The following is a 19,607-nucleotide window of genomic DNA, read 5'->3' as shown; positions in this document are numbered from 1 at the left end:
CCTGACAGAGAGATTGTCTACGACGCGGCCTGTTCCTCGCCGGTGGCAGTGAAGGACGAGACCGGAAGGACTGTGTCCTCCTTGACCGTCTTGGTGACGATGTAGGTGAAGTAGCGGTCGATGCCGAGTTCGCGTTCGAGAAGCCCGTCGACCAGCCGCTGATAGGCATCGATATCGGGCGCGATGATTTTCAGGATGTAATCGACGCCGCCGCCGACAGACCAGCAGGCGACGATCTCCGGGATTGCGCTGATGGCCCGCTCGAAGCGCTCGAAATCCGCCTGGCGATGGTTGGCGAGCGTCACTTCCATCATCACGCTGGCGACCGGCGCAATGCGCCGCGGCGCGATGCGTGCGTGATATCCGGTGATGATCCCGGCCTTTTCGAGCTTTCGCAGCCGCATCCAGCACGGCGTCGGCGACAGCCCGGCCTTTTCGGCCAGCGCCAGTTTGGTGATGCGGCCGTCGCGCTGGACGGCGTCGAGAATGCGCAGGTCGATGGCGTCGAGCTTCATGGTGCTTTCTTTAGAAAGAAATCATTTCAAACGCAGGGAAAAGACAATGGGAGCGCATTTTGGCATTGTCAATTGAACTGATTTTCAGCAGTGTTGAAATCATGACAAAGTGGCGCCCCGATCCCTCGCAACTTCGCCGGCCGGCCTATCTTTCGCTTGCCGAACAGATCGCAAACGCGATCACCGACGGCAAGCTCACCGACGGCACACAATTGCCGCCGCATCGCAAGCTGGCGGACGACCTGCATCTTTCCGTGCAGACGGTCAGCCGCGCCTATGACGAGCTGATCCGTCGGGGGCTGATATCAGGCGAGATCGGACGCGGCAGCTTCGTCCAGACCAGGCCGCGTGAACCGGAGCCGCCCTATCTGCCGGAACGGCTGGGCGAGGTGATCGATCTGTCGATCCTGAAACCGGTCTGCGAGCAGATCCATTTGGAAAGGCTGCGGCAGGCCTTCGGCTGGCTTTCGGAAAACCTGCCTTCCAGCTCGGCGCTGTCGTTCAGGCCGAACATGGTGTTTCCGCGCCACCGCGCCGTCGCCACGGAATGGCTGGCGCGCTGCGGGCTGGAGATATCGCCGCTGAACATCAGCGTGACGAACGGTGCGACATCGGGCATGACCGTGGCGTTGATGAGCGTTGCCCCGCCCGGCTCGACGGTTGCGACCGAAGCCATCAGCCATCATACGCTCGTTCCGCTCTCGACCTATCTCGGTCTGCACCTGGAAGGGTTGGCGATCGACGAGGAGGGCATGATCCCCGATGCGCTGGACGAAGCCTGCCGGAAGGGACCGATCCGGGCGATTTTCCTGCAGCCCTCGGTGATCAATCCGATGGCGGCGCTGATGAGCGCGGAACGCAGACAGGCGCTCGCCACTGTCGCCGCCAAACATGATATCGCGATCATCGAAAACGATATTCTCGGCCCGATGGTCGAGAATCGTGCGCCGCCGATGGCCGCGTTTGCGCCGGAGCGGACACTCTACGTTACGAGCTTCACGAAAATTACCGTTCCGGGCCTGCGGATCGGCTATCTCACCGCGCCTGACCGCTATGTCGCCGCCGTCGCCAACCGGCATCTCGTCTCCAACTGGATGGCGACGCCTGCCATGGCCGAGATCGCCACCCGCTGGGTCAGCGACGGCACGGCGATGGAACTGGTCAACTGGCAGCGCCGCGCCCTTTTGAGCCGGCATGCGATCGCGGCGGAGATGCTGGCCGGCCAGCCATACCGGGCGCATCCGCAAAGCCTGCACGTCTGGCTGCCGCTCTCCGGCAACCATACCGAAGACGGGTTCGTATCGCAGGCAAGGCTGCGCGGCGTGGCGATCGCGCCCGGCAAATCGTTCCACACCACCGATCAGGGCTGGACGCCGGCCGTGCGCATCTCGCTCGGTTCGACGACCGAAAGCGAGCTGCGGACCGGGCTCGGCATCGTCGCCTCATTGGCGCAGGGAAATCCGCAAGAGCTGCTGCTCGCGATCTGATGCAAATGCCTTGCGTTTGAGCATATGCAGAATAATTGTCATGATATTATTTTACGAATTGACATGATTTTGATGGGCCGTCATCGTTAGGACATTGCTTGTCTCAACAGGGAGAGACATGAATGCTTCCGCCCATCATCCGCATTGACAACATCGTCAAGAAATACGGCCCGCTGACCGTGCTCGACGGCCTGTCGATGAATGTCATGCCGGGCGAGAAGCTGGCGCTGATCGGGCCATCCGGCTCCGGCAAGACGACGATCCTGCGTATTCTGATGACGTTGGAGACGATCAGCGGCGGCCATATCGAAGTCGACGGCGAACAGCTCTACCATATGCCTGGTAGCAGTGGGCTGGTGCCGGCCGACGAACGGCACCTGCATCGGATGCGCGAAAAGATCGGCATGGTCTTTCAGCATTTCAATCTGTTCCCGCACAAATGCGTGCTCGACAACGTGACGCTGGCGCCGATGCTGACCAAGGGCATCAAGCGGCCCGTGGCGGAAAAACGGGCGATGGAGCTTCTCGACATGGTCGGCTTGGCCGACAAGGCTAAAAGTGTCCCGGCGCAGCTTTCCGGCGGGCAAAAGCAGCGCGTCGCCATTGCTAGGGCGCTGGCGCTATCGCCGAAGATCATGCTGTTCGACGAGGTGACCTCGGCGCTTGACCCGGAACTGGTCGAGGAGGTGCTGAACGTCATGCGGCGGCTGGCGTCCGAGACCGACATGACCATGCTTCTCGTCACGCATGAAATGGGCTTCGCCCATGATTTCGCCGACCGTGTGCTGTTCTTCGATCGCGGCAAAATCGTCGAGGAAGGCAAGCCGGGCGACATCTTTCGCAATCCGAAACAGGAGAGAACGCAGACCTTCCTGCGCAAGATCATTGCGGCGGGGCACCGCGTCTGACCTCAGACATTGCCCGCAAGAACAAACTCAAGGAAAATCAGAGGAGTTGGGAACGATGAAAACACGATATCTTTTGAGCGCCGCCAGCCTGTCAGTGCTTCTGATCACGGCGGCTTCGCCTGCCTCCGCCGCCGATGACAAGCTCGAGCAGTTGAAGGAGCAAGGCTTTGCGCGTATCGCCATCGCCAACGAGCCGCCGTTCACCGCCGTCGGCGCCGACGGCAAGGTTTCCGGCGCGGCCCCCGATGTGGCGCGCGCAATATTCGAAAAGCTGGGCGTCAAGGAAGTGGTCGCCTCGATCTCGGAATATGGCGCAATGATCCCCGGCCTGCAGGCCGGCCGCCACGACGCGATCACCGCAGGCCTCTTCATGAAGCCCGAGCGCTGCAACGCAGTCGCCTATTCCGAACCGATCCTTTGCGACGCCGAAGCTTTCGCGCTCAAGAAGGGCAACCCGCTGAAGCTGACGAGCTACAAGGACATCGCCGACAATCCGGACGCCAAGATCGGCGCGCCGGGCGGCGGTACCGAGGAGAAGCTGGCGCTTGAGGCCGGCGTGCCGCGCGATCGCGTCATCGTCGTTCCGGATGGCCAGAGCGGCATCAAGATGCTGCAGGACGGCCGCATCGACGTCTACTCGCTGCCGGTTCTGTCGATCCACGATCTGATGGCCAAGGCGAACGATCCGAACCTCGAGACCGTCGCACCCGTCGTCAATGCGCCGGTCTATTGCGATGGCGCGGCCTTCCGCAAGCAGGACGTTGCGCTCCGCGACGCCTTCGATGTCGAGCTGAAGAAGCTGAAGGAATCCGGCGAATTCGCCAAGATCATCGAGCCCTACGGTTTCTCGGCCAAGGCGGCGATGTCGACGAGCCGCGAAAAGCTCTGCGCCGTGGCGAAGTAACAAGGGGTTAGCAGCCGGCCATGTCATGGACATGGCCGGATTGTCCCCGAACGATCTTCCAAAGCGCGTCGCGATCTTTCAGATTGGCACCTCGCGCTTTAGGTCCTTGTTTTTACGCATGTCGTTCTCGCAAAAGCGCTGCACAGTTTTGCGCGACATGCTCGAAGAAGTGAGTTGCCGATGTCGGTATGGTCCGGCTATCTGACACTGATCCTTGAGGGCGCCCTGGTGACGCTCGAACTGACGATCATGGGATCTGCGCTGGCGCTGGTGATGGCCTTCCTGGCGGGCCTCGGCCGGTTGTCGCGCTTCTTCGCCGTACGCGCGTTGGCGACGGCCTATATCGAGTTCTTCCGCGGCACCTCGATCTTCGTCCAGCTCTTCTGGGTCTATTTCGTACTGCCTTTCGCGGGCTTGACCCTGACGCCGCTGCAGGCGGGCGTGTTGGCGCTCGGGCTGAATGTTGGCGCCTATGCGGCGGAAGTGGTGCGCGGCGCCGTCAAGGCCGTCGGGCGCGAACAGTCGGAAGCCTGCATCGCGCTCAACCTTTCGCGATACCAGCGCATGCGCCACGTCATCCTGCCGCAGGCGCTGCCGCTGATGCTGCCGACCTTCTGCAACAATGCGATCGAACTCTTGAAGGGCACGGCCGTCGTGTCGCTGATCTCGCTGACCGATATGACCTTCCAGGCGCAGGTAGTGCGGGCCCAAACCGGCAACACGCTGGTGCCCTTCGCGACGATCCTCATCCTCTATTTTCTCATGGCCTCGGCGATCTCCGCGACGATGCGCTGGCTGGAGCGACGGATGGCGCGCAGCCTCGACGGCATAAGGACCTGATCAGATGGAATGGGATTGGGACTTCGTCTGGCAGATCATGCCGACCCTTCTCGAAGGGTTCAAGATCACTCTTCTCGCGACCATCCTCGGCGCTGCCGTCGCCATGATCGTCGGCCTGGGGCTCGCCATTGCGCGACGCTCACCGGTCGCCGGCATTTCCAGGACGGTCGCTTTCGTCTCGGAATTCATCCGCGGCACGCCATTGCTGGTGCAGCTCTACTTCATCTTCTACGTACTGCCGGATATCGGCATTCGGCTGGCGCCGCTGGTCGCCGGCGTCATCGGCATGGGCATTCACTATGCGACCTATACCGCCGAGGTCTATCGCGCCGGCATCGAGAACGTGCCGCGCGGCCAATGGGAGGCGGCCAAGGCCACCAATTTGACGACGCGCCAGGCCTGGATCCACGTGATCCTGCCGCAGGCGATCCCGCCGATGATCCCGGCGCTCGCCAATTATTTCATCGCCATGTTCAAGGAAACGCCGCTGCTTTCGGCGATCACCGTGCTCGAACTCATGAACCAGGCAAAGAGCATCGCCAACAGCAACTACCGCTACATCGAGCCGATGACGCTGGTCGGTGTCTTCTTCCTCGTCATCAGCCTGATCTCGGTCGTGGGATTACGCTGGCTCGAAGAACGCTACGCCAGGATGGATGACTGACCATGACCGCAGAGATCGAGATCATCCCGGCCGGCCGGCTGCCGCGGCTGGAGGACCGGCCGCTGGAAAAGCGCATCGGCCTGGTCATCCTCGCGACGGACCATACAACGGAAGTCGACTTCCAGCGTATGGTCGCCAGCGATCGCCTCGGCGTCTATGTCAGCCGCATCCACTATGCCAATCCGGTCACGCCGGAAAACCTCTTGAATATGCAGCCGTCACTGACGGAAGGCGCGGCACTGATCCTGCCGGGCGAGGCGCTCGATGCCATCGTCTATTCCTGCACCTCCGCCTCGGTGGTGATCGGCGACCGGAACATCGAGGCGGCGATCCATGCGGGCAAACCCGGCGTTCCCGTCGTGACGCCGACGGCTGCCGCCGTAACCGGCCTGAAGGCGCTGGGCGCCAGGCGGATTTCGGTGCTGACGCCCTATACGATCGAGACCAGCCGGCCGATGGCGGATTATTTCGCGGAGCTTGGCTTTGCTATCGACCGCTTCACCTGTCTCGGCCTGACCGATGATCGCGAGATGGCGCGGATCGCGCCGGACGAGATCCTTGCCTTCGCACGCCAGGCGCTGGCGCCGCAGTCGGACGCGCTGTTTATTTCCTGTACGGCCGTGCGGGCAGCAGAGGTCGCGGCCCGGATCGAGGCTGAAGTCGGCAAGCCGGTGGTCACTAGCAATCTCGCGACCGCCTGGGCTTGCCTGCGGCTTTGCGGCGATGATCGGGCGCGGCCCGAACTCGGTCAATTGATGACCATGCCCTATCGGGAAGGCTGAGATCATGGTGAGCACCTTGCCCGTTTCGCTGGAGGATATCCGCGCCGCGGCCCGCCGGATTGCCGGCCGCGTGCTCTGTACGTCGATGGTGCAGTCCGCTTCACTTGGCCAATTGGCCGGCGCGCCTGTCCATCTCAAGCTCGAACATCATCAGACGACCGGCAGTTTCAAGCTGCGCGGAGCGACCAACGCGGTGCTTTCTTTGTCGCCGGCGGAGCGCTCGCGCGGCTTCGTCGCGGCCTCGACCGGAAATCACGGCCGTGCACTTGCCTATGCGGCAAAGGCGGAAGGTGCCGTCGCGACCATCTGCATGTCGCGGCTGGTGCCGGAGAACAAGGTTTCGGAAATCCGCCGCCTCGGTGCCGATGTCCGTATCATCGGAAGGTCGCAAGACGAAGCGCAGCAGGAGGTCGACCGGCTGGTGCGCGAGGAGGGGCTGGTGATGGTCCCGCCCTTCGATGATCCTGATGTCGTGGCCGGGCAGGGGACACTGGGGCTTGAAATCATCGACACCTTGCCGGAGGCGGCAATCGTGCTGGTGCCGCTCTCGGGCGGCGGCCTGGCGGCCGGCGTTGCCGCCGCGGTCAAAGGCATCAGCTCGAAGACCAAAGTGATCGGCCTGACGATGGAGAAGGGTGCCGCGATGAAGGCAAGTCTCGATGCTAGACGGCCGGTGCAGGTCGAGGAATTGTCGAGCCTTGCCGACTCGCTCGGCGGCGGCATCGGCCTCGACAATCGCGTGACCTTTGCCATGTGCCGAGACCTTCTCGACGAGGTCATCCTGCTGACGGAAGCGGAAATCGCCGCCGGCATGCGCCATGCCTATGCCTGCGAACGGCAGATCGTCGAAGGCGCGGGCGCGGTCGGCATTGCAGCGCTTCTTGCCGGGAAAATTGTGGGGAACGGTCCCATCGTCGCGATCCTGTCCGGGCAGAATGTCGACATGGAACAGCACCGGCGGGTGATCAATGGCAAGGCGGCACTCTGTGGGGAGGAGGGACCATGAGCCGGATGATCATTCTGACGGAAGCGGAACTGCGGAAAGTCATCGCGCTTGATCGCGATGCGGTTGATTGCGTCGAGGCCGCTTTCGCAGCGCTTGCGACCAAGGCTGTCGCCATGCCACCGATCCTGCGGCTCGACATTCCGGAATATCGGGGCGAAGTCGACGTAAAGACCGCCTATGTGCCCGGCATCGAGGGCTTCGCAATCAAGATCAGCCCCGGCTTCTTCGACAACCCCAAGATCGGCCTGCCGAGCACCAACGGCATGATGGTGCTGCTGTCAAGCCGAACCGGACTGGTGCAGGCGCTGCTCTTGGACAACGGCTATCTCACCGACGTGCGCACCGCAGCGGCCGGCGCCGTCGCGGCAAAACATCTGTCGCGGGAAAATGCGTCCGTGGCCGCGATCTTCGGCGCCGGCATGCAGGCGCGGCTGCAGCTCGAGGCACTGACGCTGGTCCGGCCGATCCGCGAAGCGAGGATATGGGCGCGCGATTCTGCCAAGGCGCAAAGCGTGGCAGCGGAACTGGCCGCAAAGCTCGGCTTTTCCGTCACCGCCACACCGGACGCCAGAGGCGCAGTGACCGGCGCCGATCTCATCGTTACCACCACGCCTTCCGAAACCCCGATCATCGACGCCGGCTGGCTGGAACCCGGACAGCATCTGACGGCCATGGGCTCGGATGCCGAACACAAGAACGAGATCGATCCGGCCGCCATTGCGGTTGCTGACCTCTACGTCGCCGACAGCCTGAAGCAGACGCGCCGTCTCGGCGAGTTGCATCACGCAATCGATGGCGGCCTGGTCGCAGATGACGCGATCTTTGCCGAGCTCGGCCAGATCGTTGCCGGCCGGACGCGGGGACGGACGCGCAACGACCAGATCACCATTGCGGACCTGACCGGAACCGGCATCCAGGACACCGCCATCGCCACGCTCGCCTTTACCCGCGCCGGCGCGGCCAATGCCGGGACCACATTCGAAAGCTGACCGGCGCGGCGCCGGAAGAGAAGGGAAGAAACATGACAAAGCCCAAACTCAAATTCTCGCTCGGCGAATATGCCGCGCGGCTGGAAAAGACACGGCGTGCCATGGAGGCGAAGGGTGTCGACCTGCTGATCGTCAGCGATCCGTCGAATATGGCCTGGCTGACCGGCTATGACGGCTGGTCCTTCTACGTGCACCAGGCGGTGATCGTGCCGCCGCAGGGCGAGCCGATCTGGTTCGGCCGCGGCCAGGATGCCAACGGCGCCAAATTCACTGCCTATCTGAAGCACGACAACATCGTCGGTTATCCCGATCACTACGTGCAGTCGACCGAGCGCCACCCGATGGACTACCTCTCGGGCATCCTGACCGAGCGCGGCTTCGGCAAGCTGACGATCGGTGTCGAGATGGACAATTACTGGTTTTCGGCGGCGGCCTTTGCGGCGCTGCAAAAACATTTGCCGAACGCGCGCTTTGTCGACGCGACCGCCCTCGTCAACTGGCAGCGAGCCGTCAAGAGCGACACCGAGATCGGCTATATGCGCAATGCCGCCCGAATCGTCGAGGCGATGCACGCCCGCATCTTCGACAAGATCGAAGTCGGCATGCGCAAGTGCGATCTGGTCGCGGAAATCTATGATGCCGGCACCCGCGGCGTCGACGGCATCGGCGGTGATTATCCGGCGATCGTGCCGCTGCTGCCGTCCGGCGTCGAGGCATCGGCACCGCACCTGACCTGGGACGACCGGCCGCTGAAGAAGGGCGAGGGCACCTTCTTCGAGATCGCCGGCTGCTACAACCGCTATCACCTGCCGCTGTCGCGCACCGTCTTCCTCGGCAAGCCGACGCAGGCCTTTCTTGATGCCGAAAAGGCGACGCTGGAAGGCATGGAAGCCGGTCTTGCAGTCGCCAGACCCGGCAATACCTGCGAGGATATTGCCAACGCCTTCTTCGCGGTGCTGAAGAAATACGGGATCGTCAAGGATAACCGCACCGGTTATCCGATCGGCCTTTCCTATCCGCCGGACTGGGGCGAGCGCACTATGAGCCTGCGACCGGGCGATCGGACGGAGCTGAAGCCCGGCATGACCTTCCATTTCATGACCGGTCTCTGGCTCGACGACATGGGTTTCGAAACGACCGAGAGCATCCTCATCACCGACAGCGGCGTCGAGTGCTTCGCCAAAGTGCCGCGCAGGCTGATGGTCAAGGATTGAGGCTGTCATGACAGAGATTGGCTTGCGGCCGTCGCCGATCAGCGCGACGGTCAATTTCGCCGCCGAGGGCATCCAGCACGGCTTCCTGCGTCTGCCTTACAGCCGCGACGATTCCGCCTGGGGATCGGTGATGGTGCCGATAACGGTCGTCCGGAACGGCACGGGCCCCACGGCCCTTCTGACCGGCGGCAACCACGGCGACGAGTATGAAGGACCGATCGCGCTCTTCGATCTTGCCCGCACGCTGAAGGCCGAAGAGGTGAGGGGCACAGTCATCATCGTGCCGGCCATGAATTATCCGGCATTCGAAGCGGGAACCAGAACCTCGCCGATCGACAGGGGCAACATGAACCGCAGCTTCCCGGGCCGGCCGGACGGCACGGTGACCGAGAAGATCGCCGACTATTTCAGCCGTGTGCTTCTGCCGATGGCGGATCTCGTCCTCGACTTCCATTCCGGCGGCAAGACGCTCGATTTTCTGCCGTTCTGCGCAGCCCACATCCTGCCGAACAAGCAGCAGCAGGAAAAAGCTTTCGAATTCGTGAGAGCGTTTGCGGCACCCTATTCGATGAAGATGCTGGAGATCGATGCGGTCGGCATGTACGACACCGCGGCCGAGGAGATGGGCAAGATCTTCATCACCACGGAACTCGGCGGCGGCGGCACCGCCACGGCCAAAAGTGCGGCGATTGCCAAGCGCGGCACCATGAACGTGCTACGCCACGCAGGGATTGTCGCCGGCGCCGTCGATCCCGGTCCGACGACTTGGCTCAACATGCCGGACGGCCGCTGCTTCTCCTTCGCGGAAGAGGGAGGTCTGATCGAACCTGTCATCGATCTCGGTGAAGCCGTCACTGACGATGCGGTGATCGCGCGCATCTATCCGACCGGGCGGACCGGGGTGGCGCCGCGCGAGATTCGCGCCGGCATGAACGGTATTCTCTGTGCCCGGCATTTCCCGGGGCTGGTCAAGGCTGGTGACTGTGTTGCCGTCGTGGCGATCGTCGACGACTAAGGTAGATCGACGATCACACGTCAAGCCGCTTTCTGCGGTCTTGACCCGCCGGCCGCCGCGTCGATCTGAAAGCGGTTTACCACCCCTTCCAACGTCTGCGTTTGGCTGCCAAGCGCCCGGCAGGCCGAGGCGGTTTCGACGGCCATGGCTGCGTTGCGTTGCGTTACCTGATCGAGGGCGTTGACGGAGGCGTTAATCTCACCGATCGCCACCGCCTGCTCGGCGGACACCGAAACGATGCGGGCGATCAGCCCGGCAACCTGCTCGACCTGTCCTTCGATTTCCAGCAGCGCTTTGCCGGTGCGGTTGACAAGCTGCACCCCGCTGGAGACCTGAGACGAGGAAGTGGAAATCAGTCCTCTGATCTCCTTGGCGGCGTTGGCCGAGCGCAAAGCGAGTTCGCGCACTTCCTGCGCCACCACGGCAAAACCCTTGCCCGCCTCGCCCGCACGGGCGGCTTCAACCCCGGCATTGAGTGCCAGAAGATTGGTCTGGAAGGCGATTTCATCGATGACATTGACGATATCGCCGATCTGGGAGGACGAGCCTTCGATCCTTTCCATGGCGGCGATTGCTTCGCGAACGACGGCTGCCGAATGTTCGGCGCTGGTGCGGGTCTCGGCCATCATACCGGTTGCCTTGCCGGCATGAGCGGAGGCGTCTTTCGCCTTGGTATTCATCTCATCGAGCGCGGCTGTGGCCTCCTCGAGCATTGCGGCTTGCTGTTCCGTGCGCGACGCAAGACTGTCGGCCGCATCGGTGATGCCGGCCGAGGAACTGCCCACTTGCTTGGAGGTCTGGGCGATCTCCGCCATCGAAGCGCAAAGCGCGTCCATACTGTCGTTGAACTTGGCGCGCAAAGTCTCGTAGGCGGCGGCGAACGGCGTCGTGATCCGGCAATCGAGATTGCCGGTCGACAGCTGTTCCAGGCCGTATGTCAACCGATCGATCACCGTTTCGCGGATCTGCTCCTCGGCGGCTCTTTCGGCCAGTTGGCTGCGTTCGCGCTCAAATTCCGCGTCGCGAAGTGCGGTCTCGCGCTTCTGCGCCTCCTGCCGTTCGAGCGCGTTGCGGCGGAATACCGCCACGGCCTTGGACATGGCTCCGATCTCGTCGGACCGCTTGGCATAGGGAACATCGGTCGAAAAGTCGCCTTCGGCAAGGTTGCCCATATAGGCCTTCATGCCATCGAGCGGCACGATCGCCCGTCGACGCAGGAGATAAAGCCCCACCAGCAAAAGCCCGAACGATCCGAAGCCTGCAGCACCCGCATAGATCGTCCAGGTGACGATCTCCGAGGCGGCATTGCGCTCCTCGCCCTTCAGGAAGGCGTCGGAATTGGCAACGAGTTTCTCGACCGCGTCCTGGTGCGAATGAAAGGCGACGCGCAGCTGCTCGATCGCACCATGCGCCTTGTCTTCGTCCTTGGCGTTCAGGGCCGGGATGATCTCACGGTTCATCACTCCCCAGAATGCATCGCCCTTGGCGATGACATCGTTTTCAAGCTCGTCCTTCAAAGCCTGCGGCAGCCGGGTGGTTTTCCAATAGGCACGGCGGTCGTCGTAAGCGGCTTTGAGATTTGCGATCTTGGCAAGATTGGTTTCTGTGAGCTCTGGAAATTTGCTCGCCTCGAAGGACAGCATGTAGGATTCCACCACAAACAGTGGCGGCGGCAGAATATCGGCGATCAAATCCTTGCCGTAGACGACCTGTTCGTACACCGGCCCGTTGACTTTCAGCCTTTCGAGCGCCGACTGCTGCAATCCAATCGACATGAAAAGGCCTGCTGAAACGGCGACACCAAACGCAACCAAACTACGGGCAATAGTGAATGCCAAGGACTGTCTCCCGAATAATATGGCTTCTCCGGTTCGAGACGCCTGATCCCTGGTGCAGTATTATGTCGTGAGAACACTGAAATATGGTTAATTATTTTGGAGATCTAGGCGGAATAAGAGCCATGAATACTTGTGGTATCAAGCCATCATTTGTCATCCTTGATGGCTGACAGGTTAATGCTGCGCACACAGGTGAAGGGACACCAACTTGGCTGAACCTCTTGCTGCTCGTCGAGGGCGTGGAATGTCGGCTCCAGATGGCATGATAGCCGCGATTGCGCGGGTTAGAGGCGGTCGGCTTGCGACGTGAAACCTGGGGGACTTTGCGACCACAGGTCTTGAGTTGATCTCACCATGGCATTTTGAATTCCCGAAACATGCTTGGCGTTCGTAGCTGAGAGGCCTTTCAAGCCAAGCGCATGAGCTTTTCGTTCAGGCTGCCGATCTCGCGCAGAAGCTCGACCAATCTGTCCGTGTTTTCCTGGCTGAGCCGGCCCGTTCCGCCGCTGCTGTTCCAAAGATCTTGAAATTCCTGGCTCATGGTGCGTGCGCTGCTCATAATTTCGATGATTTGAGCGCGGTTTTCCCAGGTTGCAACGATGGTCGGTTCGTCCATCTCCACCGACATGTCTGGTTCGCGTTCCAGCAAAAACAATTCCTGATTCCTCTTGGGCGATGACGGTTTGGTTCTGATGGCGCCATCCAGCCTACAGGATGGGCCATTCCTGCGATGACTCAAGAACATGGTTTGACAGTCTCGGAACGATTGAAAATCAAACGATTGGCTAGCGGGTGTGGGGCGGACACGTTAGCCAATCGGCAAACCCTTCCTGGAATCACCCGGAGTAGAATTCGCATGAACAATAAATGGGAAAATTTCCCATTTGTCAATGCCGATGACAGCGTTTTCAGTGCGGACCCGGCCCCGGGGGCGGCGGCCCAGGAGGCGGGCCGTCCTGCGGTGGCGCCCCGCCTCTATCCGGAGCAGGAAAATCTCGGTCCGGCCCGTCTCTGCCGAAGGGCGAACGATCGGGAGGCGGTCGATCCGAAGGGCCACCTGGACGTCGCGAACCGAAGTCGTGCGGAATGCGCCCGTCGGGAAAGCCGGTCATTCTGCTTGAGTCCCGCACGCCGACATCGACGAAGCCATGACCATCAGGAGATGGCGGCGTCGTACCGAAAGGCGCGGAGCCTCTGGGTCCCGCGCCCGGCCTGTCCTTATCCGTCGGCTGGAAGGTCTCGACGTTGACGATGCCTTGTTTCAAGCCCGGCACCAGGGGTTCAGCCTGAATGCGCGTGATGATTAATCGATCGGCGACGGCCTTGAGACGCACGAGCGTTTGCTTGCCGGCCAGGTATCCATGCGTGCTTCCAAGCGAAAGGCCGCCGAGCAGGACGCGATTGCTGCTCTTGACAGGGATGCCGCGAACATGGGCGCCTTCGGAAACGGAGCGGGGCTCGATGCGCCGGGCAATGATCGTACCGTCAGGTTTGCGGATGCCGAACACGGCGACCCGCTTGCCCTTGCGCAGGCCCTTCGTCGCGACACCCGTCGTGTCGATCGTCTGCCCCAGTATGGTAATGCCGGTCTTGTCTATCCGGTCGATGCGGCCCTGGACTTCGCTGGCGATGGTGATGCGGGCGGCAAGCTTGCCCGTCAGCAGCACCCGGGCGACATGACCGACCTTCATCGCGCTCGCGCGAACGCGCCGGCCGTCGATTTCGATCGGTGTCGTCGCACTGAACGGTATGTGGATGTTGTTGACGATGATGCTTCCAAAGCCCTGGATGGTTCCGACGATGCCCGTTCCACCGATGCCGTGATCTTCGTTCTCCCCGCCGCCCTGGATGGAAAGTCCGGATCCGCCGATGCCATGATCGCTGGTGCCCGTCGGCTGCGCGGCGGCAATCTTCGGCCCCAGGACCTGAAGCGCTATTCCGGCCAGCAGAAATTGCCTTCTCGAGATCGCCGACGGGGTCATTCGCCCGTCTCCGTCTTCGATGCGGCGTCTGGCTGAAGATCGGCCTCGCCCTCCTCGGTCATGACATAGAGCCCGGTGATCCAGCGGCTGCTGCCGCCGGGGTCGTCCTTGATGGCCTGATGGGCGATCTTGTTGAGTTTCAGGAGCAGCGCCATCCCCTCCTGCCGCGCAATCTCGTCGAGCCGGGCCGCCAGCTCGGGGGACATCCCGTCGTAGTGAACCGCACGTTCGAAGTAGGGAGGAGGCTCGTTCATCAGGTTCATGACCGACGCCTGCACATGGTCACGGAGGTTGCGCGTAAAATAATGCCGGCGGGCTTCGTCACCGGCATTGGGGACGATCGATGAAAGGTCGAGCTGGATCCAGCCGTTCTGATCGACAACGACGATGCCTTTATCCAGCCAGTCGTCCAGGATGGAGCGGGGGTGGAAGTCCTTGGTGATGTCGCTCACCAGGCTCTCGAATGACGGACCGCCGTCGGTGGAGGTCCGGGGCAGGGCGCTCGGCCGATCCTCCGCATCGCAATAAAACGGATCGGCAAGCCATCTGGCGAGAATGCGGCTCGTCTGCGAAACGCCGGTGGTCAGGAAGGATGCCGCAAGCACCTGTCCGCGCAGCCGGTTGACGTCCTTGCGGTGAATGCCGGTCAGAAGCGAGATGCGGCTATCCGTCTGGTTCTTGTTCGGCAGCGCAAATTCCTTCTCCGCGACCTCGATATAGAGGCGGCGAAGAACGGTCGAAAACGAGATGAAGTTGAAGCCGGAGGCGAGTGCGAGCTTGACCAGCGGGCGAAGCACGCGGATCAGCATGGCCTGCAAGGTCTCTTCGGAGAACGGAAGCTTTGCGCGCGGCTTCGACATTAACAACACACTCGGTCTCTGAAAGACCATTGCCGGCAGACCTTCGACAATCGTCTTCAGTCTCCCCTATGGGAAAGTCCAGACTGCCGCAACGGACGAGCCATATGCAAGACCGGCTTATGCCATGCTTCCTGGTGGCGCGGCCGTGATCGCGCCGCTATTCGGAAGATATTTTGCGCCTTCTGTCAATGCGTTACCGGATGCGGTTCGGGTGACAGCACTGCGCCATGGCGCCAGTCGATCAGCCGGTCGATGCGCGCAATCTTGTGGAAAACCTCAAAAACGTCGAAGGACGTGCCTTTCTCGATGTGGGCTGCCAGCAGCTCGCAAAGCTGAAATATTTCAGGGGGCGTACCGGTCATCTCGACGCCGTCATCCGTGAAGACACCCGATCGTGGCCATGCCCGCGTCTGTTGCTCGTCGAGTTTGCTGCCGACGAAGGGGATCGTATCGATGATGCCGGAAGCAAGCGCGAAGGCCGCTTCCGCCACGATTTCGGAACACGTCGTGTTGGGCTCCCTCGCTAAGGCCGGTATTTGCATCCGCTTGAATTCCCGCATTTTTCAATCCGTCAGAGATAGTTGACCAGGCTCAGGCTCTGGAGTTTCGAGACGAGCGTGTAGGCCGTTTCCAATTGCGTCTGCAGCTGGTTGACGAGCGTCGAAGCCTGATAGGTATCCACACCCTGGAGATCGACGAGGTTTCCCTGAAGCAGAGTGGATTGAGCGTCGAGGGCGTCATTTGCCTTTTCGAGCCGCTCTTGCGCGAGGCCGAGTTCGCTTTGCTGCGTCACGATCCCGGAGGTCGCCTGCGCCGCATAGGCGATCGCCTTGGATGCGACGGTGCTCTGTGCGTCGGAGCTGAGATCCTGGCCGAAGAGGGCGGAGACGACGACGGATGCCAGCGCGAGATAACGCATGCCTTCGGAATTGGCGTTGGTCGACGAGGTGATGGTTTCCGATCCGCTAATCCGGCTCGTCATGTCGGTGCTGGAAGCGGTCGACCAGCCGTCGGAAGTGTCCGTCCAGGCGCTCTCGGAGAACATCGGCTCGACCGTGTCCGTGATGAAGCTGCCAATTTCCTCGCCTGTCAACTCGTTGACGTCTTTTCCGAGACCGGTTGCATAATCGTTCAGCCCCGAAACGATCGTATCCGAGACCGCCGAGGATTGATCGCTCAGAGGCTGGCTGTCGAGGTTCGTCCCGCCGAACAGGAATTCGCCATTGACCGACGTGTTTGCCGTCGAGACCAACTGCGAAATCGTGGCGCCCGCCGTCTGCAGGGCAACGGCGATGCTTGTCGTATCCTGGCTCGCCTGGAGCGCCGTCAGGTTTGAGACCAGGCTGTCGCCGGCATCCTTGAGGCTCGAAAGGGCGGTTTGCGATGCGTCCATCCGCAACTCGACGACGGCATTGCTCGTCTTGAACGAGGCAGCCTGGGCGATAGCGCTGGTGAGATTGATCGACTTTGCAGCGCCGTTGCCGAGGGATACGCCGATATCGGCGTAGGTTCCCGTCGTTGCTTCCGTCGAGGCCTGCTGCAGCTTGTTTTGGGACTGGCTGATGGTGAGCCGCAAAACATTCTGCATCGCCGATGATGAGACAAAAGATGCTTTCATGACTAGCTCGCTATGTCGAGGAGCGACTGGAACATCTCGTCGATGACGTTCAGGATCTTCGTCGCCGCTTTGTAGGATTGTTCGATGTCGAGAAGCAGCGTCAGTTCCTCGTCGAGGTTGACGCCGGTTTCGTTGGAATAGGCCTCGTCGGAGCGTGACAAGGCCGCAGCCGTTGTTTCGGAGGCCGACGTGGCATCGCTTCGATATTGTTCGAGCCAGCCGATGGAGGCGCTGGCGTAGTCCGTCAGGCTTTGTGACGTGGAGAGACCGGCGTCGGAAGAGAACGAGCGCTGTTCCGTCAGCGCCTGATACAGGGCGTCGAGATTGTCCGAGAAGCCGCTGTTTCCCGCGGTGTTGAGATCGGTGATGCCGCTGATGGAGCCATCGCGCAGCTTTGTCGCATCACCACCCTCGCTCGTGACGACGGCTAGATTGACCGCGATGGTGGAGGCGATCCCTGTCGTATCGTCGGAAGCAGCAGGTGTTGCCCCGGTTGCGCCCGACGCCGTCGTCCACACGAAAAGTCCCGGCGCGCTCGTGCTGCCGTCGGTTTCCGAGAAGATCTGGACGAGCGATTTGGCGATCTCGTCGAGTTGGGCCTGGAATGTCGGGGCGATCTCGTCGCGAAGCTGCAGCAGCGCCTGCAGGCTGCCCGAGGCACTCGTCGTCGATCCCTCGCCGGCGTCGAGCGCAACACCGTCGATATAGATGGAATTGCCTTCGGTTCCGGCAACGTAGGTTGCCGTCGATACGAACGTGACGGTGCGGGGAATGGTCTCGAACAGCACGGTGCCATCAGAGGTATAGAGCGCCATATCGTTATTGTCGCGCACGGTTGAGGTGACGCCGACGAGCGAGGAGATCTGCTTCAGCAGCTTTTCACGCTCGTCGAGTGCCGAGGATGTATCGGTGCCGGTCGCTGTCGCCAGCTTGACCGCATTGTTGGCCGCCTCGAACTGCGACAGCAGCGTATTCAAGGTGGAGACCTGTGTGGCGATCTCCGCATCCGCCTCGGCTCTGATCGACTGGACGCCGTCGCTTGCAGTATTTAGCGAATTGGCGAGATCCTGCGCGGCGGTCGCGGCCGATTGCGCTGATGTCGTGCTGCTCGGCGACGTGCCGAATGTCTGGAGCGCCTGCTGGAATTCCGTGAGATAGGTACTCGGCGAGGTCTCGTAGTCATTGCCGCCCACCAGCGACTTCAGGCTTTCGAGACCGGTCACCAGCGTCTGCTGGGCGCTGTCCTTGGCATTCGTTTGCAGATACTGGGCAAGCAGCGCAGTTTCCTGCGCCCGGCTGATGCTGACGACCTGGGCGCCGGAAAGAGACGTCGTAACCGACGCCTCCCGTCTCACATAGTCGGAATTTCCGACATTGGCGATATTCGTCGAGATGACGCTGCTTTGCTGGCCCGTATTGTTGAAAATACTTTGCACGCTGTTCAAGGCGGAGGTGAGCGACATGCCGGCGCCCTCCCTATCGTTTCAGATTGACGAGGACATCCATGATATCGGAGCCGGTCTGAAACACCTTGGAATTGGCGGTATAGCTGCGCTGCGCCTCGATCATCTCCGTCAGTTCGCCGGCGAGATCGACGTTCGAGCTTTCGAGAGCGCCGGACTGGATGGAGCCGAGCCCGTTCGTCTGCGGGAAGCCGGTGACCGTGACGCCGGACAATCCGTTGGCACTGTAGACGTTGCCGCTGAGCAGCGTCAGATTGTCGGGGCTGGCAACCGTCGCGAGAGGGATCTGATAGAGAGCCTTTGTCGCGCCGTTCGCATAGGAGACCGACACCACGCCGTCCGTACCGATAGACACCGAACTCACGGCACTTGCGGCCTGGCCGTCTGCTGAGCCCGTTGCCGAGAAGTCGGAGGAAAGCTGGGTGAAGTCGGAATAATCCATGGTGATCGTCTTGGCCGTCACCGGATCGACGATGTCGGTGTCGGTTGCCGAGGTCAGCTGGCCATCGGCGTCGAAGGAGAGCGTGGCAACGCTCACGGCATCGGAAGAGTAGGGAAAGGACGTCGTGCTGCCGGTGGATGCATCGGCATTGCGGTAAACGGCAACCTCCCAGGTGCTGCCGGTGACCGCGCCGCTCGCGTCCGTCGTGACGCCGGTCTTGGTGAAGTAATAGTCGTACTGGACGGTGCCGCCGAGGCTGTCATAGGCAACCAGCGACATCTTCTGCGTGTCGTCGGTGACGCTTGCCGTGTTGGCGCTCGGCAGCGTCGTCGTATCCGTGACGACGGTCGCTTCGGAGTTCAGGTTGCCGCTGAAGTAAGCGCTGCTCGAAGCGACGGCGCTCAAGCCCGATTGGGATACGTTGACCGGCACCAGGCCGTCGAAGCCGTTGACGACCACCGCCGGCACGCCGGAGTCATAGGAATATCCCATCAGCGTGAAACCGGCGCCGTTGACGAGATTGCCGTCGCTGTCGACCGAGAAGTCGCCGGCCCGGGTAAGCACAGGCGTGCCGTCGGCGCTTTCCACGATGAAGAACCCGTCTCCCGAGATCGCCAGGTCGTAGGCCGAGGTCGTATAGGAAATGTCGCCCTGCTGAGAAATCGCCTGGCGCACGGATGTCTGAACGCCGCCTGAATTATAATTGCCCGAGGAAGACGGCAGAACCAGTGACGAAAAGGACGTGGAAACGGCTTTGTAGCCGGTGGTGTTCGCATTGGCGATATTGTCGGAGACCGTGCTCAGCCGGTTTGCCTGGGCGCTCATGCCGGAGACGGCGGTTTTCATGCTTCCAAAAATGCTCATGGCTCGATTCCTTTATGGTCTGGGAACATGCCATGTGACGAGGGGCGGGGCGCACGACATCGCTGGCGCCGGGCAAGGCCGACACCGGTCGATGATCTGATTGTCTGGACTGACCCCGTGATGGCGATAGGCGCTTCGGCTCATCCGCGCGCTGGTTATCCGTGCGCCTGTGACGGCGCACCATTCGAACGTTTCCATATTTCGCAAGCGACCCGA

19 protein-coding genes and 1 pseudogene are annotated in these 19,607 nt (G+C 61.6%); 11 read left to right on the top strand and 9 right to left on the bottom strand.

Going from position 1 to position 19,607, the window contains the following annotated elements:
• Positions 1-17: 17 nt before the first annotated feature.
• Positions 18-515, bottom strand: coding sequence for an Lrp/AsnC family transcriptional regulator (locus ACM5SV_RS00250; RefSeq protein ID WP_164902817.1), 498 nt, complete (start codon positions 513-515; stop codon positions 18-20).
• 101 nt (positions 516-616) lie between these two features.
• On the opposite strand from ACM5SV_RS00250, the gene ACM5SV_RS00245 reads away from it, so the two are divergent.
• The 10 genes from ACM5SV_RS00245 (at position 617) to doeB (ending at position 10,324) form a co-directional block, all read left to right on the top strand.
• Positions 617-2,002, top strand: a complete 1,386-nt coding sequence (locus tag ACM5SV_RS00245) for a PLP-dependent aminotransferase family protein (RefSeq protein ID WP_012755550.1) — start codon at positions 617-619, stop codon at positions 2,000-2,002.
• 122 nt (positions 2,003-2,124) lie between these two features.
• On the top strand, positions 2,125-2,910 hold the full coding sequence (ehuA, locus tag ACM5SV_RS00240; RefSeq protein WP_017996258.1) for an ectoine/hydroxyectoine ABC transporter ATP-binding protein EhuA: 786 nt from the start codon (positions 2,125-2,127) through the stop codon (positions 2,908-2,910).
• 55 nt (positions 2,911-2,965) lie between these two features.
• Positions 2,966-3,814 (top strand): ectoine/hydroxyectoine ABC transporter substrate-binding protein EhuB, encoded by an 849-nt coding sequence (gene ehuB, locus ACM5SV_RS00235; protein ID WP_017996257.1) that lies wholly within the window; start codon positions 2,966-2,968, stop codon positions 3,812-3,814.
• Positions 3,815-3,994: 180 nt separating this feature from the next.
• Positions 3,995-4,654 carry an ectoine/hydroxyectoine ABC transporter permease subunit EhuC gene (gene ehuC / locus ACM5SV_RS00230; protein ID WP_003550191.1) on the top strand — a complete coding sequence of 220 codons (660 nt, stop codon included), beginning with the start codon at positions 3,995-3,997 and terminating at the stop codon, positions 4,652-4,654.
• Positions 4,655-4,658: 4 nt separating this feature from the next.
• Complete coding sequence (gene ehuD, locus ACM5SV_RS00225; protein ID WP_012755553.1) at positions 4,659-5,318, top strand: ectoine/hydroxyectoine ABC transporter permease subunit EhuD; 660 nt, start codon at positions 4,659-4,661, stop codon at positions 5,316-5,318.
• Positions 5,319-5,320: 2 nt separating this feature from the next.
• On the top strand, positions 5,321-6,100 hold the full coding sequence (eutA, locus tag ACM5SV_RS00220; protein ID WP_222018032.1) for an ectoine utilization protein EutA: 780 nt from the start codon (positions 5,321-5,323) through the stop codon (positions 6,098-6,100).
• 4 nt (positions 6,101-6,104) lie between these two features.
• Entirely contained in the window at positions 6,105-7,106 is a 1,002-nt protein-coding gene (eutB, locus tag ACM5SV_RS00215) for a hydroxyectoine utilization dehydratase EutB (RefSeq protein WP_128440194.1), read from the top strand.
• Positions 7,103-8,095: an ectoine utilization protein EutC gene (gene eutC / locus ACM5SV_RS00210; protein WP_017996254.1), complete on the top strand. Its 993-nt coding sequence runs from the start codon at positions 7,103-7,105 to the stop codon at positions 8,093-8,095. Before eutB ends, eutC begins: the two co-directional genes overlap by 4 nt.
• A gap of 32 nt (positions 8,096-8,127) precedes the next feature.
• Positions 8,128-9,309, top strand: coding sequence for an ectoine hydrolase DoeA (doeA, locus tag ACM5SV_RS00205; protein ID WP_012755557.1), 1,182 nt, complete (start codon positions 8,128-8,130; stop codon positions 9,307-9,309).
• Between the two features lie 7 nt (positions 9,310-9,316).
• Positions 9,317-10,324, top strand: coding sequence for a N(2)-acetyl-L-2,4-diaminobutanoate deacetylase DoeB (gene doeB, locus ACM5SV_RS00200; protein ID WP_222018033.1), 1,008 nt, complete (start codon positions 9,317-9,319; stop codon positions 10,322-10,324).
• A 20-nt stretch (positions 10,325-10,344) separates the two neighbouring features.
• On the opposite strand, the gene ACM5SV_RS00195 is transcribed toward doeB, so the two are convergent.
• Complete coding sequence (locus ACM5SV_RS00195) at positions 10,345-12,162, bottom strand: methyl-accepting chemotaxis protein (protein WP_128440191.1); 1,818 nt, start codon at positions 12,160-12,162, stop codon at positions 10,345-10,347.
• A 223-nt stretch (positions 12,163-12,385) separates the two neighbouring features.
• Between ACM5SV_RS00195 and ACM5SV_RS00190 the strand changes: the two are divergent.
• Positions 12,386-12,472 (top strand): annotated as a pseudogene (locus ACM5SV_RS00190) (type II toxin-antitoxin system VapC family toxin); the annotation flags it as partial.
• 96 nt (positions 12,473-12,568) lie between these two features.
• On the opposite strand, the gene ACM5SV_RS00185 reads toward ACM5SV_RS00190, so the two are convergent.
• The 7 genes from ACM5SV_RS00185 to ACM5SV_RS00155 all read right to left on the bottom strand — a co-directional run bounded on the left by ACM5SV_RS00185 (position 12,569) and on the right by ACM5SV_RS00155 (position 19,391).
• The gene (locus tag ACM5SV_RS00185; protein WP_017996251.1) at positions 12,569-12,817 is read right to left on the bottom strand and encodes a hypothetical protein; all 249 of its coding nucleotides are present in this window, start codon (positions 12,815-12,817) and stop codon (positions 12,569-12,571) included.
• A 253-nt stretch (positions 12,818-13,070) separates the two neighbouring features.
• Positions 13,071-14,144 (bottom strand): DUF5666 domain-containing protein, encoded by a 1,074-nt coding sequence (locus ACM5SV_RS00180; RefSeq protein WP_419424872.1) that lies wholly within the window; start codon positions 14,142-14,144, stop codon positions 13,071-13,073.
• Entirely contained in the window at positions 14,141-15,034 is an 894-nt protein-coding gene (locus ACM5SV_RS00175) for a DUF6502 family protein (protein WP_419424871.1), read from the bottom strand. Before ACM5SV_RS00175 ends, ACM5SV_RS00180 begins: the two co-directional genes overlap by 4 nt.
• A gap of 155 nt (positions 15,035-15,189) precedes the next feature.
• Positions 15,190-15,564: a DnaT-like ssDNA-binding protein gene (locus ACM5SV_RS00170; protein WP_017996248.1), complete on the bottom strand. Its 375-nt coding sequence runs from the start codon at positions 15,562-15,564 to the stop codon at positions 15,190-15,192.
• An 11-nt stretch (positions 15,565-15,575) separates the two neighbouring features.
• A complete protein-coding gene (locus ACM5SV_RS00165) occupies positions 15,576-16,622 on the bottom strand; it encodes a flagellar hook-associated family protein (protein WP_017996247.1) in 1,047 nt (348 codons plus the stop codon).
• 2 nt (positions 16,623-16,624) lie between these two features.
• Positions 16,625-18,085: a flagellar hook-associated protein FlgK gene (gene flgK, locus ACM5SV_RS00160; RefSeq protein WP_017996246.1), complete on the bottom strand. Its 1,461-nt coding sequence runs from the start codon at positions 18,083-18,085 to the stop codon at positions 16,625-16,627.
• Between the two features lie 13 nt (positions 18,086-18,098).
• Entirely contained in the window at positions 18,099-19,391 is a 1,293-nt protein-coding gene (locus ACM5SV_RS00155; RefSeq protein WP_012755566.1) for a flagellar hook protein FlgE, read from the bottom strand.
• Positions 19,392-19,607 lie beyond the last annotated feature (216 nt).

Source organism: Rhizobium sp. CRRU65 (assembly GCF_048551595.1).
In the GTDB taxonomy this organism is placed as follows: domain Bacteria; phylum Pseudomonadota; class Alphaproteobacteria; order Rhizobiales; family Rhizobiaceae; genus Rhizobium; species Rhizobium leguminosarum_J.
This window is presented reverse-complemented; position numbering and strand designations above follow the sequence as displayed.

Excerpts from the sequence above, each read along its gene's own strand:
- ACM5SV_RS00180 (WP_419424872.1), bottom strand. The coding sequence starts at position 14,144 with ATGACCCCGTCGGCGATCTCGAGAAGGCAATTTCTGCTGGCCGGAATA.
- ACM5SV_RS00250 (WP_164902817.1), bottom strand. The coding sequence starts at position 515 with ATGAAGCTCGACGCCATCGACCTGCGCATTCTCGACGCCGTCCAGCGC.
- ehuC (WP_003550191.1), top strand. The coding sequence starts at position 3,995 with ATGTCGGTATGGTCCGGCTATCTGACACTGATCCTTGAGGGCGCCCTG.
- ehuA (WP_017996258.1), top strand. The coding sequence starts at position 2,125 with ATGCTTCCGCCCATCATCCGCATTGACAACATCGTCAAGAAATACGGC.
- doeA (WP_012755557.1), top strand. The coding sequence starts at position 8,128 with ATGACAAAGCCCAAACTCAAATTCTCGCTCGGCGAATATGCCGCGCGG.
- ehuB (WP_017996257.1), top strand. The coding sequence starts at position 2,966 with ATGAAAACACGATATCTTTTGAGCGCCGCCAGCCTGTCAGTGCTTCTG.
- flgK (WP_017996246.1), bottom strand. The coding sequence starts at position 18,085 with ATGTCGCTCACCTCCGCCTTGAACAGCGTGCAAAGTATTTTCAACAAT.
- ACM5SV_RS00245 (WP_012755550.1), top strand. The coding sequence starts at position 617 with ATGACAAAGTGGCGCCCCGATCCCTCGCAACTTCGCCGGCCGGCCTAT.
- eutA (WP_222018032.1), top strand. The coding sequence starts at position 5,321 with ATGACCGCAGAGATCGAGATCATCCCGGCCGGCCGGCTGCCGCGGCTG.
- ACM5SV_RS00165 (WP_017996247.1), bottom strand. The coding sequence starts at position 16,622 with ATGAAAGCATCTTTTGTCTCATCATCGGCGATGCAGAATGTTTTGCGG.
- ACM5SV_RS00170 (WP_017996248.1), bottom strand. The coding sequence starts at position 15,564 with ATGCGGGAATTCAAGCGGATGCAAATACCGGCCTTAGCGAGGGAGCCC.
- doeB (WP_222018033.1), top strand. The coding sequence starts at position 9,317 with ATGACAGAGATTGGCTTGCGGCCGTCGCCGATCAGCGCGACGGTCAAT.
- ACM5SV_RS00155 (WP_012755566.1), bottom strand. The coding sequence starts at position 19,391 with ATGAGCATTTTTGGAAGCATGAAAACCGCCGTCTCCGGCATGAGCGCC.
- ACM5SV_RS00175 (WP_419424871.1), bottom strand. The coding sequence starts at position 15,034 with ATGGTCTTTCAGAGACCGAGTGTGTTGTTAATGTCGAAGCCGCGCGCA.
- ehuD (WP_012755553.1), top strand. The coding sequence starts at position 4,659 with ATGGAATGGGATTGGGACTTCGTCTGGCAGATCATGCCGACCCTTCTC.
- eutB (WP_128440194.1), top strand. The coding sequence starts at position 6,105 with ATGGTGAGCACCTTGCCCGTTTCGCTGGAGGATATCCGCGCCGCGGCC.
- eutC (WP_017996254.1), top strand. The coding sequence starts at position 7,103 with ATGAGCCGGATGATCATTCTGACGGAAGCGGAACTGCGGAAAGTCATC.